Source organism: Brevibacterium sp. Lmc1, from assembly GCF_057654315.1.
The window spans coordinates 365358-381022 of the sequence record NZ_CM172803.1 but is presented as its reverse complement, the minus strand read 5'-3'; the positions used below and the strand labels follow the sequence as shown (position 1 = coordinate 381022).

Here is a 15665-nt window from a genome sequence, read left to right as displayed (position 1 = left end):
GTCGTCAGTCGTCACGGGGCGCGCTGTGCCGTCAGCCGTCAGACGACTCGGCAGTATCGACGATCCACGGCACTCCGTACTTATCGAGGCACATGCCGAAGCCTTCGGACCAGAACGTCGGCCCCAGAGGCATCTGAATCTCGCCTCCGTCAGACAGACCGGCGAACGCCGTGCCGGCGGCCTCCAGGTCGGAGGCTGTGTACGACAGAGCGATCCCCTGCCGCGGACCTCCATCGCCCGTGGTGTCATCCGATCCCATCAGCAAGGTATCCCCGAATTTCAGCGCGGCATGCATGACAGTCTCGTCGGTCGAACCGGGCATTCGCTGGTCTTCGGGGACGTCTTTCATCGGCATGATCGTCAGCTCGCCGCCGAAAATCTCCTGGTAGTGGTTGAACGCTTCAGCGCATTGTCCGTCACTGAAGAAGATATAGGCATCAATCGACATCGTGCGTCACCTCTCGGAGCTGTCATCGGTCGGAGAATCAGTGGTTCCACGTGCACAGTGCTCCTGCAAGGTTACGCGCGCGAGCACACGACATGTGCAGTCCGGCGATGCCATGGGCGGACTGCGACCATCGAGCGACGAAGCAGCAGCCCGCGCGCTTGGCGGCGGACAACCGAGCCGCTCAGCCCTCCGTATCAGGGATGACAGGAAGCTCCCCCGTCATCTCGTCCCGAGGAACCGCCTCGGCGCTGTCGGCCGAATTGTCTACGCTGTCGTCGGCCGGCATTCCGGTCAGCCGTTCGGGACTGAGGATCTCACCGAGCTGATCTCGCTCGAGCAGACCGTGTTCGACGACGAGGTCCGAGATCGATTCGTTCCTCGCCAGAGCCTCCTTGGCCAACTTCGCAGCCGAGGCATAGCCGATGACCGGGGCGAGCGCGGTGATGACGGTGACGGAGCGGTCGACGATATCGTTCAGCCGGTCTTCGTTGGCAGTGATTCCGGTGACGCAGTTGACCCGGAATGTCTGGCAGGCCCGTTCGAGCCACGTGATCGACTGGAACAGCGAGTGGGCGACGATCGGTTCGAAGGCGTTGAGCTGCAGCTGTCCAGCCTCGACGGCCATGGACACGGTGACGTCGGCCCCGGCCACGGAGTACGCAACCTGGGAGACCGCCTCGGGGATGACCGGATTGACCTTGCCGGGCATGATCGACGACCCCGCCTGACGGGCGGGCAGGTTGATCTCGCCGAGGCCGGCCTGGGGCCCCGAGGACAGCAGGCGCAGGTCGTTGGCGATCTTCGACAACTTCAGAGCACTGCGCTTGAGCGCACCGGAGAAGGTGATGAAGACTCCGGTATCGGAGGTGGATTCGACCAGGTCGCCGGCCGTGACGAGGTCGAGACCGGTGATCTTCCGCAGGTGTTCGATGACCGCTTCCTTGTAGCCGACCGGGGCGTTGATCGAGGTTCCGATCGCCGTGGCTCCCATGTTCACCTCGCCGAGGAGGGCGACTGCCTCTTCGAGCCGCTGAACGTCCTCACGCAGAGTCACCGCGAACGCGGTGAACTCCTGTCCGAGGGTCATCGGCACCGCATCCTGCAGCTGGGTGCGCCCGACCTTGACGATGTGAGCGAATTCCCGCCCCTTGGCCGCGAAGGCGTCGGCGAGCAGGGTGAGCTCGCCGAGGAGGTTCTGCAGTGAGAATGCCAGTGCGATCTTGATGGCGGTCGGGTAGGTGTCGTTCGTCGACTGACTGTGGTTGGTGTGGTCGTTCGGGTTGAGGAAGGCGTAGTCGCCCTTGGGTCGGCCGGCGATCTCGAGGGCGCGGTTGGTGATGACCTCGTTGGCGTTCATATTCGTCGAGGTGCCGGCTCCGCCCTGGACGACGCCGACGGTGAACTGATCGTGGAGCTTGCCGGCCTTGATCTCTTCACACGCGGAGTCGATGAGGTTCGCCCGCTGCTCGTCGAGCGCCCCGATCTCCGCATTCGCCCGGGCCGCGGCCTGCTTGACGCAGGCGAAGGCACGGACGAAATCGGGGTAGACGTTGATCGGACGGCGGGTGATCGGGAAGTTCTCGTTCGCCCGGGCAGTATGCACACCCCAATAGGCGGTGTCGGGGATCTCCATGCTGCCGATCGAGTCGGTCTCGGTGCGGGTGGGCACGGTCTGCGGGTTCTGCGAGGTCAGGGGAATCGAAGCGGTCTGCGGTGAGGATGAAATCGACTCAGTCATAGTGTCTTCAGACTCTCACATTTCGCCTGTCGGCCGAAGAGCCGAGAGAACGAGGGCGGAACGAAGTGGTGCCTCGCGATCAGGGCCGTCACGACGCAGCCTCTGCGAAAGCATCGGTGGTCGATGGCGCATAGTCACGGTACATCCGCTGGATGCCGATCTGGTCGGCGAGGTACTTCGCGTCGTGCCAGACTCCCCAGATGAAGCTCGACCCGCGTCGGGACAGCCAAGGCAGCCCGAGGAAGTACATGCCGGGGACAGGGCTGACACCGCGCTTCTGCACTGGGTATCCGCTTTCGTCGAGGACGCCGTCGACGCTCAGCCAGGAGTAGTCGACGCCGAAGCCGGTCGCCCAGATCACGGTGCGGATCCCCGCTGCGACAAGGTCGAGTTCGCGGATCGGGTCGCTGACGCTGTCCGGGTCCGGTCCGAGGATGTGCGCCTCGGGCTCGGGCGGCAGGTCGAGGCCATTGCGTTCGATGTACTCGTCGGCTTCACGCAGCAGCGACAGGTAGTTCTCGTCGCCGCGGGCGATGTTGCGCTGCAGGTCGTCACCGATGTGCAGGATGCCGTCGGCATAGGAGTTCGCTCGGCCGAGCAGGGTGATGCCCGAATTCGCGAGGTCCCGGAAGTCGACGGTGTGCCCGCCCTGCGCTCCGCTGACGGCGATCGTGACATGCTCGGCTCCAGCCGGCGGTGTGGCCATGTCCCATTTGCCCAACACGCCGAGCCACCAGCAGAAATCGCGGCTGCGGTAGGCCCGCGGCGGACGGTCGTGGGGACCGACGGCGAGGTGGACCGGTCGACCCGACCGCTGGATCTCGGCGGCGATCTGCACGCCGGACGACCCGGCGCCGACGACGAGGACGCCTCCGTCGGCGAGCTGTTCCGGGTTCTTGTAGTCGTTCGAGTGGATCTGCGTCAGTCCCGCCTCGGCGGGGATGATCTCGGGGATCCGCGGGGTCTGAAACGGGCCTGTGGCGGCGACGACGTAGTCGGCGTCGATGACTCCGGCGTCGGTGGTCACGCGGAATCCGCGGGTTCCCGCGTTCTCCGTCACCGAGGTGGCGCTGACCCTGGTGCGCACCGGCAGGTCCTTGGCCTCGACGAGGGTCTGGAAGTATTCGGCGACCTGTCCCTTCGTGGCGAAGCCGTCGGGTTCGGTGTCCGCGAATTCCTGCGTGGGGAAGCGATCGTGCCAGGCGGGCCCGTTGGCGACGAGGGAGTCCCACCGGCGGGAGCGCCAGGCCTCGGCGACCCGGTCGCGTTCGAGGACGACATGGGCCACTCCCCGCTCGCTGAGATGCTCGCTCATCGCGATACCGGCCTGGCCGCCGCCGATGACGACGACTTCGGTGGTTTCTGCGGTTGTGTTCGACATGGACACCCTTCCGTCGGTGCCGCGCTGCGGCGGCATCTGCTTCGTTGCTGGCGGGCACAACTTCGATGTTGCCCTGACGCCTTCCAGCAAACCGCAGGTGGAAGCGGCAATGCCAATAGTTCTTCACGGTCCACTGCATCTTATGAATAGATGCAAGACTTAGTCGTCGATCACTTGGGGGTATCTAATGGACACGCTCTCAACCTGACTCGGGGGCCACCTCGGCGAGGATCTCGCGGACGACGTCGGACACGGCAGCAGCCTTCGCCGTCCGGCCGGATCGAGCCAGGGTGGACACGGCTACGTGCAGGGTGGGGACGGGATCGGAGATCTCGAGGATAGTCGTACGCTCCCCCGTGTAGGTCTGCCGGATGCGCGGTCGCTGGTTGAGGATGGAGAACCCGAGGCCCATGGCGACCATCGAGCGCACGGTCTCGTAGCTCGAGCTCCGGTAGCGCACATGCGGGGTGATGCCAGCCAGGCGGAGCATGTTGAGGAAGTACTCGCGGCTGTCGGGCAAGTCGAGGACGACGAAGTCATCCTCGGCGAGCTCGCTCAGAGAGACCTTCTTCCGACGGGCGAGACGATGGTCGGTGCCGACGATGACGTGCGGCCTAGCCTCGCCGACGATCTCGGCGCGGATGCCGTCGGATTCGGTGAGGTCGTAGTTGAGCGCGAGCTCGACCCGACCGCTGCGCAGGGCATCGATGCTCTCCTCGTGGTCTCCCTCGACGACTTCGACGGTCAGGTCGGGGTGACGCTCGCCCAATCGCTGGAGCAGCTGCGGAAGCAGGAACGGTGCGATCGTCTGGAAGCAGGCGATGACGATGGTTCCGCGCACCTCACGCTGGCCGGCCTGGATCGAGTCGACGGCGTCGGTGATCCGCCCGAAGATCTCCCGGGTCTCATGGAGCAGGCTCTCACCGGCCGAGGTCAGCACGAGGCCCTTCGAGTGCTGACGCACGAACAGCGGAGCACCGAGGGCCTTCTCCAGCTGGTTGATCGCCGTCGACACAGCCGACTGGGCGATGTGCAGCTCCTGGCTGGCCTCGGTCATATTGAGCGTCTTCGCGCATTCGGCGAAGTAGGACAGCTGGGTGAGCGTGATCGCGAATCTCTGCACCATTGCGTCTCCCTGCGATGAAGAATCTGTTTTGTAGATGCTCTGACTAAATTATAACTATTTCACAGATGAATGGAATGTCTCGAGAATGGGTGGCAGACAAAGACCGCTTCACTCGACGAGGAGACGCCGCCATGGCAGAGCCGACGCACACACGCTTGAGAATGTTCAACACCAAGGACACCTATCCGGAGCAGAATCTGGACAACGATCTCTGCCAGGCCGTCGTCGCCGGCGGCGTCGTCTACCTGCGCGGACAGATCGGCCAGGACCTCGAGACCCGGGAGTCCGTGGGCATCGGCGATGTCACCGCCCAGGCGGAGAAGGCGATGGCGAACATCGCGATGCTCCTCGAAGAAGCCGGCAGCAGCCTCGCAGACATCGTCAAGGTCACCGTCTACATCATCGATCCCCGCTACCGCGAGGACGTCTACCGGACCATGGGCAAGTGGCTCAAGGGCGTCTACCCAGTCTCGACGGGCATCGTCGTCCAGGCCCTGGCGCGCCCCGAGTGGCTCGTCGAGATCGACGCCACCGCCGTCATCAGCGAGAACTCCGCTGCGAACAACGGCACCGAGGCGGGACGGACCGAGGTGGCCCAGTGACCTTCTCGCTCCTCCTCCACGATCCCGAGACCGGGGAGTTCGGCTCCGCGATCTCTTCATCCTCGCCGGCCGTCGCCGCACGCTGCATCAGTCTGACCGACGGGGTCGGCGGGGTGAACTCCCAGAACATCACCGACCCACGGCTCGGCCCGGCCATCATCGACGAGATGAGCTCCGGCAAGGACGCGCAGTTGGCACTCGATGCGGTCGTCGCCGCTGCCGATCCCACCGCGATCGACTTTCGGCAGCTGCTCGTCATCGACGCCGCCGGGAACACCGCCGCGCACTCGGGCGCGCAGGCGCTCGGCATCTTCGGCGCCCGCACCGAGACCAACGCCGTGGCCGGAGGCAATATGCTCGCGGACCTGACAGTCCTCGACGCCTTCGTCGAGACCGCGCTGTCTGCGACCGGTCGTCTCGAAGAACGCCTCTTCGCGGCCTTCGAGGCAGCGATGGCCGCCGGCGGCGAAGCCGGACCCGTCCACTCCGCCGGCCTGTCCGTGGTCAACGGCTCCGGCTGGAGGGTCACCGATCTGCGCGTCGATTGGGCCGATGAGGATCCGATCGGGCAGCTCGGCCGCCTCCTCGAGATCTGGATGCCCCAGCGGGACGACTACATCACGCGCGGCCTCGATCCGGCCGCCTCGCCGTCCTACGGCGTGCCCGGTGACGATCGATGAACGACGCGGCAACCGCAGCCAAGGATCGAGTCGCCGCCAGAATCTCCGAGGTCGCCCCGCGGCTCATCGAATTGTCGAACTCCCTCCACGACGACCCCGAGCTCGGTTGGCAGGAGTTCCGCTCTTCGGCCGCCGTCGCCGAGGTCTTGGCCGAGCACGGCTTCACCGTCGAACGCCCCTACCTCGGACTCGAAACCGCGTTTCGCGCCACGTTCGGGTCGGGCGAGTTCACCATCGGCTTCCTCGCCGAGTACGACGCCCTGCCCGGCCTCGGTCACGCCTGCGGCCACAACCTCATCGCCGCGATGAGCGTCGGTGGGGCGATCGGCCTCGCCGAGGCGGCCGGGGAACTCGGCATCACCGTCGAGGTCATCGGCACACCGGCCGAAGAGGGCGGAGGCGGCAAGATCGAACTGCTCGACCGCGGTGCCTTCACCGAACTCGACTTCGCGCTCATGGCCCATCCCGCTCCCGTCGATGTCGCCGAGGCCGAGCCCTTCGCCGTCACCCACTGGCATGTCGAATACACCGGGCGAGCCGCCCATGCCGCCGCATACCCGGAACGCGGCATCAATGCCAACGACGCATTCCTCATCGCCCAGGTGGCCCTCGGTCTGCTCCGCCAGCAGCTGCCGAAGACCGTCCGAGTGCACGGCGTGATGACGAACGGCGGCGAAGCTCCGAACGCGATTCCCGAGAAGACCGAGGGCCGCTGGTACGTGCGGGCCGAGTCGACCGAGGAGCTGATCGCCCTCGAGCAGAAGGTCGTCAACTGCTTCGAGGCCGGAGCCCTGGCCACCGGTGCGCAGCTGTCGATCACCCCGGAGAGCCGTCGCTACTCGGAGATGCGCACCGATGAAGCCGCACTCGAGGCTTACCGGGCCAATGCTCTCGCGCTGGGCCGGGACTTTGACGTCGACCCCGTCGCAGCGACGATGAACCGCGCATCGACGGACATGGGCAACGTCTCCCAGATCGTCGACGCCATCCACCCCTACATCGGGGTCGGCGGCGAGGCGAGCAACCATCAGGCGGCGTTCGCAGAGTCCTGCGTCGGCGAGAAGGCCGAGAGCACACTCATCGACGGCGCCACCGCTCTGGCCTGGACCGCCGCGGATGTGAGCGTCCAGCGCGGCTGACGGACGGCCGCACCGCCAGCACCGCGCTGGCAACCACGATTCCAAAGGAGGATTCGGACATGTCAGGTGACACACAGGCTGCCGAGGGGCTGGCCTATCAGAAAGGTCTGCGCAAGAGCGTGGTCGCCGGCTCCATCGGCGTTCTCGTCCACTGGTTCGACTGGGCCGTCTATGCCTATATGGCCACGACGATCGCAGCGATCTTCTTCCCCGAGGAGGACAGCACAGCAGGACTGCTCGCCACCTTCGCCGTCTTCGCCGTCTCCTTCCTCGTCCGGCCGATCGGCGCGGTCATCTTCGGCCGCCTCGGCGACAAGCTCGGACGCAAGCACACCCTGTCCCTGGTCATCCTCGCCATGGCCCTGTCGACTCTCGCACTCGGAGTGCTTCCCACCTACGCGACGATCGGTATGCTCGCTCCGATCCTCCTCATCGTCACCCGCATCGTGCAGGGGCTGGCCGCCGGCGGCGAATTCGGCAGCGCCGCGGCGTTCCTCGGTGAGTTCTCACCGCCGAAGCGCCGAGGCTTCGGCTGCAGCTGGCTCGAAGTGGGCTCCCTGGCCGGGTTCCTCTTGGCCTCCTTCGTCGTCTTTCTGCTCAACCAGGCGCTGACGCCCGACCAGGTGAGCGCCTGGGGCTGGCGGATCCCGTTCCTCATCACCGTGCCCTTGGGCTTCATCGGCCTTTACATCCGCCGGAAAATCGAGGACACCCCGGAGTTCTCGGCCCTGCAGAAGATGGAGACCGTCGCCGAGGCGCCCCTGCGCGAGGTGTTCAAGCGCAACCCCAAGCAGTTCCTCCAGACCTGCGGGATGGAGACGTTCATGAACGTCACCTTCTACGTCGTCCTCGTCTACCTGCTCACCTATCAGGAGACCGCCGTCGGCATCGAACCCGGACGGGCCGCGCTGCTGTCGACCCTGGCCTCGGCACTCGGCCTCGTCATCGTCCCGCTGGCGGGCCTCGCCTCGGACAGGTTCGGACGCAAGCCTGTGCTCATGACCGCGGCGATCGCGCTCACGGTGCTCTCGGTTCCGCTGTTCCTCCTCATGGGCGCCGACTACCCCTGGGCGTCGTTCGTCTCGACCTTCGGCCTGGCCTTCATCCTCGCGATCATCCTCGGCACCCACGCCGCCACCGTCGTCGAGCTCTTCCCGACCCGGACGAGGCAGACGGGACTGTCCATCGCCTATGCCCTGACGGCCGCGCTCTTCGCCGGCACTGCGCCGTACATCCTCACCTGGCTCATCGATTCCACCGGCAGCACGCTCAGCCCCGGCTGGTTCCTCGCAGTCGTCGGCGTCATCGGCATCGTCACCGTCGCCTCCCTGCCCGAGACCCGCGGCATCGACCTGCTGCGCTCCGACGACCTCGAGGAGTCCTCGGCAACCTCGGCCACCGAAGCGGGAGCCCCGGCCGAGCGCCCCGGCCCCTCGGCCGTCGAACCCTCCAGCGACCGCTGACGGCTCTCACTGCTCACTCGCTTTCCGCACCACATGCTAAGGAGACCTTCCATGACCACGACTCTGACTGACACCACGACCCGACCGGCGAGCCTGGCCGAGTGGCGGGCCGCAGCGGCGGCTCTCACCATCGACGGACGCCCAGTCATCAACGGGCAACGGGTCGATGCACGCTCGGGGCAGACTCATCCGAAGACGAACCCCGCCACCGGTGAGGTGATCTCGCAGCTCCACCTCGGTGACGGATCCGATGTCGATGCGGCGGTGGCGAGCGCCCGCGCCGCGTTCGATGGCGGCGAGTGGTCGCGCGCCTCGGCGACGCATCGGCGTGAGGTGCTGCTGCGCCTGGCCGAGCTCATTGAAGCGCGGTCGGACGAATTCGCCCTCCTCGACACACTCGACATGGGCAAGCCGATCGGTGAGTCCTCGACGATCGACGCCCCGGGGGCCGCGGCCCTGTTCCGCTTCTACGGTGAGGCGATCGAGAAGCTCAGTGACGAGATTCCGGTGACCCCGGCGGGGTCGACAGCGCTCGTCACCCGCGAACCGCTGGGCGTCATCGGGGTCATCGTGCCGTGGAACTATCCGCTGGAGATCGCGACGTGGAAGATCGCGCCCGCGTTGGCGGCCGGCAATGCCCTCGTCGTCAAACCGCCGGTCGAGGCCTCGCATTCGGTCCTGCTGCTGGCCGAGATCGCAGCCGAGGCGGGGCTGCCCGCGGGCATCCTCAACGTCGTTCCCGGTCGCGGCTCGGTAGTCGGCACGGCACTGGGCCGGCACATGGATGTGGACATGCTCGGCTTCACCGGGTCCACCGAGGTCGCCAAGCAGCTCCAGGTCTACGCCGGGGAGTCCAATATGAAGCGTTTGGCGCTCGAGGCCGGAGGCAAGAGCGCCAATGTCATCTTCGCCGACACCGATGACCTCGCTGCCGCGGCCCAGAAGGCTGCGTTCGGCATCTTCTACAACCAGGGCGAGGTCTGCTCGGCCACCTCGCGGATCTTCGTCGAACGCCCCGTGTACGAGGAGTTCGTCCATCTGCTCGAGGACGCAGCCGAGAACTTCCAGCCCGGAGACCCACTCGATCCCGACTCCGCGATCGGCTGCCTCGTATCCGAGAAGCACGCCGACGAGGTGTGGGAATGCATCGAGCAGGCCCGCGCGGACGGCACCATCGCCCAGGGCGGCAACCGCCCTGCGATCAACGGCCGCCGTACCTTCGTCGAGCCGACGATCGTCACCGACCTGCCGGCCGATCACCGTCTGCACAGCCACGAGATCTTCGGCCCCGTCGCCCTCGTCACCCCTTTCGACACCGAGGAGGAGGCGATCTCGAAAGCCAACGAAACGCCCTACGGTCTGGCAGCAGCACTGTGGACGGGAAGCATGGCCCGAGCCCATCGTGTATCCGCGCGCCTGGTCGCCGGCACCGTGTCGGTCAACACCGTCGACGCACTGGGCTTCACCACACCCTTCGGCGGCTTCAAACAGTCCGGCTTCGGCCGCGACCTCTCCGTCCACGCGCTGGAGAACTACTCGGACTTCAAGACCACCTGGCTGCAGTGGGGGTGAAGCACCCTCGCTTCGGCAAGACCCACCGACACTGAAGCCCATTCTCGGCGCGGTGAACCGGCAACCACTCCTGTTCGGATGGACGCCGGTTCACCGCGCCATTGTCGTCTCTGCCAGCCCGCACCCGGTCAGCACCTCGGCGTTTGCGGCGATGAGCCGAAAGATGTCGTCGGCGTCGAGCGGGGTTCCGCCCATGAAGTGCAGTCCGTAGGCGTCTTCGAGGGCGACAAGGTTGCTCGCCGCCGTCCCCACGGGCAGTGTCATCGTGAAATCGCCCTCCTCGACGCCCTCGTTGAGGACCGCGGCATAGAGCGAGACCTCCAGTCGGTAGAGCTCGGCCATGAGACCGGCATGGAAAGTATCCCTGTGCGCGTGTGTATGCAGCTCATTGAGCACTTGGAAGTCGACGTCGTCGCGGGAGTGCGGGATGCCGCTGCGGATGATCCTGGCCAGCTTGGCCTCCGGAGTCTCACCTGCGATCCCCTGCTCGCGCCGGTTCCAGTAGAACCGTGACACCGCGTCTTCGTGCACCTCACGCACGAGGTCTCCGAGGTCGGGATAGTAGTAAGCCACCGACCCGGGACCCAGCTCTGAGTGCGCGGCCACGTCGATGGTTCGCAGCCCGTTGAGTCCGCGCTGCGCGATCGCCTGCTTCGCCGCCTGCACCAGCTGTGCACGGCGTCCCGCCTGATTCTTCGGTCGTGCCATGGCCCCATTATCTCCTGAAGTGATGCAGGCAAACGCGGATCGGTATGGCCGCACCTCTGTCAATCGGCGGCCGCCCGTGCAATTCTTTACGGTGTAACTCAAAGAACTCTATCGGACGCCCACTCACAAGGAGGTGGATGGTGTCTTCCCTTGAACGCACGACCGCATACGCGGACGAACAGAAGCAGCATCTGAAGAAGACGCTCGGCCGATTCGACATCGTGCTCATCGTCATGTCGGCGGTATTGAGCATTGAAGTCCTCGCCGAGACCGCAGGATTCGGCGCGGAGACCTTCACCTGGACACTCGTCCTCGCGATCTTCTTCCTCGTGCCCTACGCGCTCGTCTTCGCCGAGACCGGCAGCACCTTCGTTGGTGAAGGCGGAGCCTATATCTGGGTCCGCCAGGCCTTCGGTCGGCCCGCAGGCGCGATCGCCTCGATACTGAGCTGGGTCACTCAGCCAGTGTGGGTCGGCGGTTCGATGGCGTTCCTCGCCACCGGCACCTGGAACCAGTTCATCAGCCCGCTCGAGGCCGGGTCGATCGGCGACTGGATCTTCAAGATCGTCTTCATCTGGATCACGGTGATCGCGGCGATTCTGTCGTTGGCGAAGGCGAAGTGGCTGCCCACGCTCGGCGGCGTGCTCAAGGTCATCTTCATCGCGTTCTTCCTCTTCACCACGATCATCTACGCCGCCCAACACGGCGTTCAGCCGCTCCACCTCTCGGACTTCAGCCCCAGCCTCGGCGGTTTCCTCGGGCTAGTGCCGCTCCTGCTGTTCTCCTACCTCGGGTTCGAGGCATCGAACAGCGCCTCGGACGAAATGAAGAACCCGAAGAAGGACATCCCCGTCGCGATCGCACGTTCTGGATTCATCTCCGCGCTCTGCTATCTCCTGCCGGTCCTCGCCATGCTGCTCGTGTTGCCGACCGAGACGATCACCGGCATCGGCGGACTCCTCGATGCCGTGCAGACGGTGTTCACCGTCTACGGCCCCGCTGCCGAGGTCATGGTCGTGCTCGCGGCGCTGATGTTCGTCATCATCCTCGCCTCACAAGGCGCGGCCTGGATGATCATGAGCGATCGGATGCAGGCACTGACCGCGGCCGACGGAGCATTCTTCGGAGGCTTCTTCGGCAAGATCTCTCGTACCCTCGGCACACCGGTCAACGTCAACCTGCTCTCGGGCACCGTCGCCACGGTCTTCCTCATCGCGGCCATGCAGCTCAGCGGTGATGCCGGTGCACTGTTCGGAGTCGTCCTCTCAATCTCGATCTCGACCTTCCTGCTCAGCTACTTGCTCATCATCCCCGCGGCCATCAAGTTGCGGTGGAAGCACCCCGGCATCGAACGCCCTTTCCGGGTGCCCGTCGGCAATGTCGGGTTCACCATCCTCGGCGGCATCGCCTTCCTCTGGATTCTGCTCGGATCCTGGGTCGCGATCTTCCCCGGCACACTCGATCGGCTCTTCGGGCAGGAGTACAACTTCCTCGACGAATGGGGCGTCGATCAGGGACCGTTCACGGCCCTCACTCTCGGCACCCTCGGTGCCCTCGCTGCGCTGGCCCTGATCGGATACGTCCGCGGGCACCGGGTCCGCGTCTTCCGCCCCACACCGACCGATCCTCAGGATCTGCTCGACGACCTCGACCCCGCTCTCGACAACACACTCGATACACAGAAAGGCATGTGAAGACCATGACTGCACCGACAACGAACACCGTCGGCACTTCGACTGCACATCCCCTCGACCGCCTGACCGGTGAGGAGATCGAGCTCAACCGGGCCATCATCGTCGATGCCGGCCACGTGAGCGAACAGACGCTGTTCGCTCTCGTCAGCCTCGTCGAACCAGATAAGCGCGAGGTCATCTCAGGTGCCACCGACCTCGACCGCCGTGTGCGCTCGCTCATCATCGATCGCGACACCGGGGAGCAGACGGAGCTCCTCGTGTCACTATCCGAGCGCAAGGTCCTCTTCGCCCGCGTGCTCGATGTCGCGGCCGAGGGGCAAGCCCCGATCACCATGACCGAGTACGAAGAAGCCGAGCAGATGATCCGCAACGACGCGACGTGGCGGGCTGCAGTCGAGGCTCGCGGCATCACCGATGTCGAGACAGTGCGCATCTGCGCGCTCTCCGCCGGCTGCTTTGATATTCCCGGAGAGGCCGGCCGTCGCCTCGTACGCGGCTCGTCGTTCATCCAGGCGGACCCGCAGGACAATGCGTGGGCGCATCCGCTCGAGGGGCTGGTCGCCTACCTCGACCTCAACACCGGCGAGGTCGTCGAGGTCGTCGATACCGACATCGTGCCCGTGCCCCAAGAGCGCTTCGACTATCATCTCGATTCCTGGCTGCCCGAGCCGCGGGCGACGCAGAAGCCGATCGAGATCACCCAGCCCGAGGGCGCGAGCTTCACCTTGAACGGGGATGTCCTCGATTGGGAGAAGTGGCAGGTGCGACTCGGCTTCGATCCGGTCGAGGGCCTGGTGCTCCATCAGCTCAGCTTCGATGACGAGGGCGAGCGCCGCCCCATCGTCTACCGCGCCTCGGTGGCGGAGATGGTCGTGCCCTACGGCGACCCCAGTCCAGTGCGCTTCTGGCAGAACTACTTCGACGCCGGCGAGTACTCGATGGGCAAGAACACGAACTCACTCGAGCTCGGGTGCGACTGCCTCGGCGAGATCCACTACTCCGATGCGGTGCTTGCCGATGATCAAGGGCATGCGCACACGATCACGAACGCCATCTGCATCCACGAGGAGGATGCAGGGATCCTGTTCAAGCACACCGATGAGTTCACCGGCGCCGTCGATGTGCGCCGCAATCGCCGCCTCGTCATCTCCTTCTTCATCACCGTCGGCAACTACGACTACGGCTTCTACTGGTACCTCTACCTCGACGGCACGATCGAGCTCGAGTGCAAGGCCACCGGCATCGTCTACACGGCCGCATACGGTGACGAGACTCAGCGGCAGCGCTGGTCGTCTCCCCTCGGCGACGAGGGACTGGGCATGCCCTTCCATCAGCACATGTTCTGTGCTCGGCTCGACATGCAGGTCGACGGCATCGCCAACGCCGTCGACGAGCAGGAAGCTGTCCGCGTGCCATTCGGCGACGACAACCCCTACGGCAACGCCTTCACCCGCAAGCTGACCCGATTGACCGCCGAGGGCGGACGGACAGCCGATGGTGAGGCCGGCCGGGTCTGGCACATCGTCAATCCGGACAAGACCAATCGGCACGGCTTCCCCGTCGGATACGAGCTGCGCGTGCCCGATGAGCCGACGATGATGGCGGCCGAGGGGTCATCGATCTCGAAGCGGGCAGGCTTCGGGTCGAAGCACATGTGGCTGACGCACTTCGACGCGGACGAACGGTTCCCCTCAGGTACGTATCCGAATCAGAACCCGGGCGCCGGCACCATTACACAGTGGGTCGAGCAACAGCGGCCGGTCGATGGTGACGACATCGTCGTGTGGGCGTCGTTTGCGATGACGCACTTCCCCCGTCCCGAGGACTGGCCGATCATGCCGGTCGACAAGCTCGGGTTCACAATGAAGCCCTATGGCTTCTTCGACAGGAATCCCGCGCTCGACGTGCCGCGCCCGAAGTCGGGTCACTGTGGCACCGAGACCGGTCACTCCTGCGAGTGCGACTGACAGATCCGAACGATGAGCAGCCTCGCCTCTCTCCTCATGGTCGCCTCGGGGACCATTTGCCTGACCGGGACCGTCGCCGCGAAGGGGCGTCCGGCCATCGTCGCCGCAGCGGTGATGGTCCTCGCCATGGTCGACCTCGCCTTTACCGAAGTGGTTCCGTCGGTGATCTGGTCGGGCGCTCTGCTCATCGTCGGACTCTGCCTGGCCTTCTTCCTGCGAACGTCGGCGGGGATTCCTTCGCCGAGGCGGACCCCCGCTCTCGTCGCGAGCGGCGCGGGCGGCGTGTCCTGGTCCGAGGTCGACCATGGTGGCCGGTCATCGACCGCGCCTGACCACTGCGTATCACGGGCGAGTCCTCACTCGAGCCCGACGGCTGCCGTCCTCTCCGCGATCACCTATCCGGTGATGGCGTGGCAGGTCCTCAACCATGGGACGCACATGAGCGGTTCGACGCATGCCGGCGGTCATGGAGCTGGCGGCCATGGGCATCATGCCGGCGACATGTCGCTCATAAGCACGTTCCTCACAGCTGGCGTCGTCGTCCTCGCTGTGCTCTTGGTGATCTGCGCCGTCCACGACATCGCCCGCAGGCACCCTCTGATTTCACTCGACTGTTGGGGGATGGCAGCGATGATCGTGGTGATGCAGTTCCTTCACTGAGCAGTTGCCTCACTGACCGGTGGCTTCACTGGCCGTCGAAGTAGAGGTCCGAATGCGCCGCGCAGCGTGGATTGAAGGTCGCGGCGCATTCCGGGCACTCGTCGACCGACTTGTACGTCTCGATAGTCAGTTCGGTCCAGCACATCCCGCAGAGGATGGCGGGCTGGTTCCATCGTTCGCGTGACCACTGCTGTGCGGGATGGCCTGCAGTCTCCGAGTGGCACAGGTGGCAGGGAAAGTAACGGTTGCAGCAGGCGAAGCGGATGGCGATGATGTCGAGTTCGGTGGCGTAGTGGACGCACCTAGTGTGATCATCGACCGTCGGGCCGAATACTTCGGGAGTTTGCGTCATCACCTACCTGTTTCCATTGTCCGGTCCACTGTACCCATTCAGCCTAGTCGCTGTTGCGGTGGCAGGGTTTGCCTGTCAATCCGGGGATCGACTGTGTTGCTAGGGCGGCCGGAAGGGGAGGGCCGCCCGTACCGC

General features: G+C 65.4%; 14 protein-coding genes. 8 read left to right on the top strand and 6 right to left on the bottom strand.

Annotated elements, in window-relative coordinates:
- Window positions 1-31: 31 nt before the first annotated feature.
- From AC239G_RS01710 to AC239G_RS01695, 4 genes are all read right to left on the bottom strand, one after another.
- A complete protein-coding gene (locus tag AC239G_RS01710) occupies window positions 32-448 on the bottom strand; it encodes a VOC family protein (RefSeq protein WP_487489668.1) in 417 nt (138 codons plus the stop codon).
- Between the two features lie 181 nt (window positions 449-629).
- Entirely contained in the window at window positions 630-2186 is a 1557-nt protein-coding gene (locus tag AC239G_RS01705) for an aspartate ammonia-lyase (RefSeq protein WP_487489667.1), read from the bottom strand.
- 88 nt (window positions 2187-2274) lie between these two features.
- Window positions 2275-3567 carry a flavin-containing monooxygenase gene (locus AC239G_RS01700; protein ID WP_487489666.1) on the bottom strand — a complete coding sequence of 431 codons (1293 nt, stop codon included), beginning with the start codon at window positions 3565-3567 and terminating at the stop codon, window positions 2275-2277.
- A 199-nt stretch (window positions 3568-3766) separates the two neighbouring features.
- A complete protein-coding gene (locus tag AC239G_RS01695) occupies window positions 3767-4693 on the bottom strand; it encodes a LysR substrate-binding domain-containing protein (RefSeq protein ID WP_259358262.1) in 927 nt (308 codons plus the stop codon).
- Between the two features lie 131 nt (window positions 4694-4824).
- Here AC239G_RS01695 and AC239G_RS01690 point away from each other — a divergent pair, with 131 nt between their 5' ends.
- The 5 genes from AC239G_RS01690 to AC239G_RS01670 are packed head-to-tail and all read left to right on the top strand — an operon-like array spanning window position 4825 to window position 10149.
- Window positions 4825-5295, top strand: coding sequence for a RidA family protein (locus tag AC239G_RS01690; protein ID WP_172172623.1), 471 nt, complete (start codon window positions 4825-4827; stop codon window positions 5293-5295).
- Window positions 5292-5975 (top strand): DUF1028 domain-containing protein, encoded by a 684-nt coding sequence (locus AC239G_RS01685; protein WP_172172625.1) that lies wholly within the window; start codon window positions 5292-5294, stop codon window positions 5973-5975. Before AC239G_RS01690 ends, AC239G_RS01685 begins: the two co-directional genes overlap by 4 nt.
- On the top strand, window positions 5972-7114 hold the full coding sequence (locus AC239G_RS01680; protein WP_172172627.1) for a M20 family metallopeptidase: 1143 nt from the start codon (window positions 5972-5974) through the stop codon (window positions 7112-7114). The genes AC239G_RS01685 and AC239G_RS01680 overlap by 4 nt, the downstream gene beginning before the upstream one ends.
- 59 nt (window positions 7115-7173) lie before the next feature.
- Window positions 7174-8577 carry an MFS transporter gene (locus AC239G_RS01675; RefSeq protein WP_259358260.1) on the top strand — a complete coding sequence of 468 codons (1404 nt, stop codon included), beginning with the start codon at window positions 7174-7176 and terminating at the stop codon, window positions 8575-8577.
- A 51-nt stretch (window positions 8578-8628) separates the two neighbouring features.
- The gene (locus tag AC239G_RS01670; RefSeq protein ID WP_487489665.1) at window positions 8629-10149 is read left to right on the top strand and encodes an aldehyde dehydrogenase family protein; all 1521 of its coding nucleotides are present in this window, start codon (window positions 8629-8631) and stop codon (window positions 10147-10149) included.
- 90 nt (window positions 10150-10239) lie between these two features.
- Here AC239G_RS01670 and AC239G_RS01665 read toward each other — a convergent pair whose 3' ends face one another.
- Entirely contained in the window at window positions 10240-10857 is a 618-nt protein-coding gene (locus AC239G_RS01665) for a TetR/AcrR family transcriptional regulator (protein ID WP_458310578.1), read from the bottom strand.
- A 137-nt stretch (window positions 10858-10994) separates the two neighbouring features.
- Between AC239G_RS01665 and AC239G_RS01660 the strand changes: the two genes are divergently transcribed.
- Genes AC239G_RS01660 through AC239G_RS01650 form a run of 3 tightly spaced genes read left to right on the top strand, consistent with a single transcriptional unit; the run spans window position 10995 to window position 15178 of the window.
- A complete protein-coding gene (locus tag AC239G_RS01660) occupies window positions 10995-12551 on the top strand; it encodes an APC family permease (protein WP_458310579.1) in 1557 nt (518 codons plus the stop codon).
- A 5-nt stretch (window positions 12552-12556) separates the two neighbouring features.
- On the top strand, window positions 12557-14518 hold the full coding sequence (locus AC239G_RS01655) for a primary-amine oxidase (protein WP_259358256.1): 1962 nt from the start codon (window positions 12557-12559) through the stop codon (window positions 14516-14518).
- A 12-nt stretch (window positions 14519-14530) separates the two neighbouring features.
- Window positions 14531-15178 carry a hypothetical protein gene (locus AC239G_RS01650; RefSeq protein WP_259358255.1) on the top strand — a complete coding sequence of 216 codons (648 nt, stop codon included), beginning with the start codon at window positions 14531-14533 and terminating at the stop codon, window positions 15176-15178.
- A gap of 25 nt (window positions 15179-15203) precedes the next feature.
- Here AC239G_RS01650 and AC239G_RS01645 read toward each other — a convergent pair whose 3' ends face one another.
- Complete coding sequence (locus AC239G_RS01645) at window positions 15204-15530, bottom strand: CHY zinc finger protein (protein WP_259358254.1); 327 nt, start codon at window positions 15528-15530, stop codon at window positions 15204-15206.
- Window positions 15531-15665: the final 135 nt, after the last annotated feature.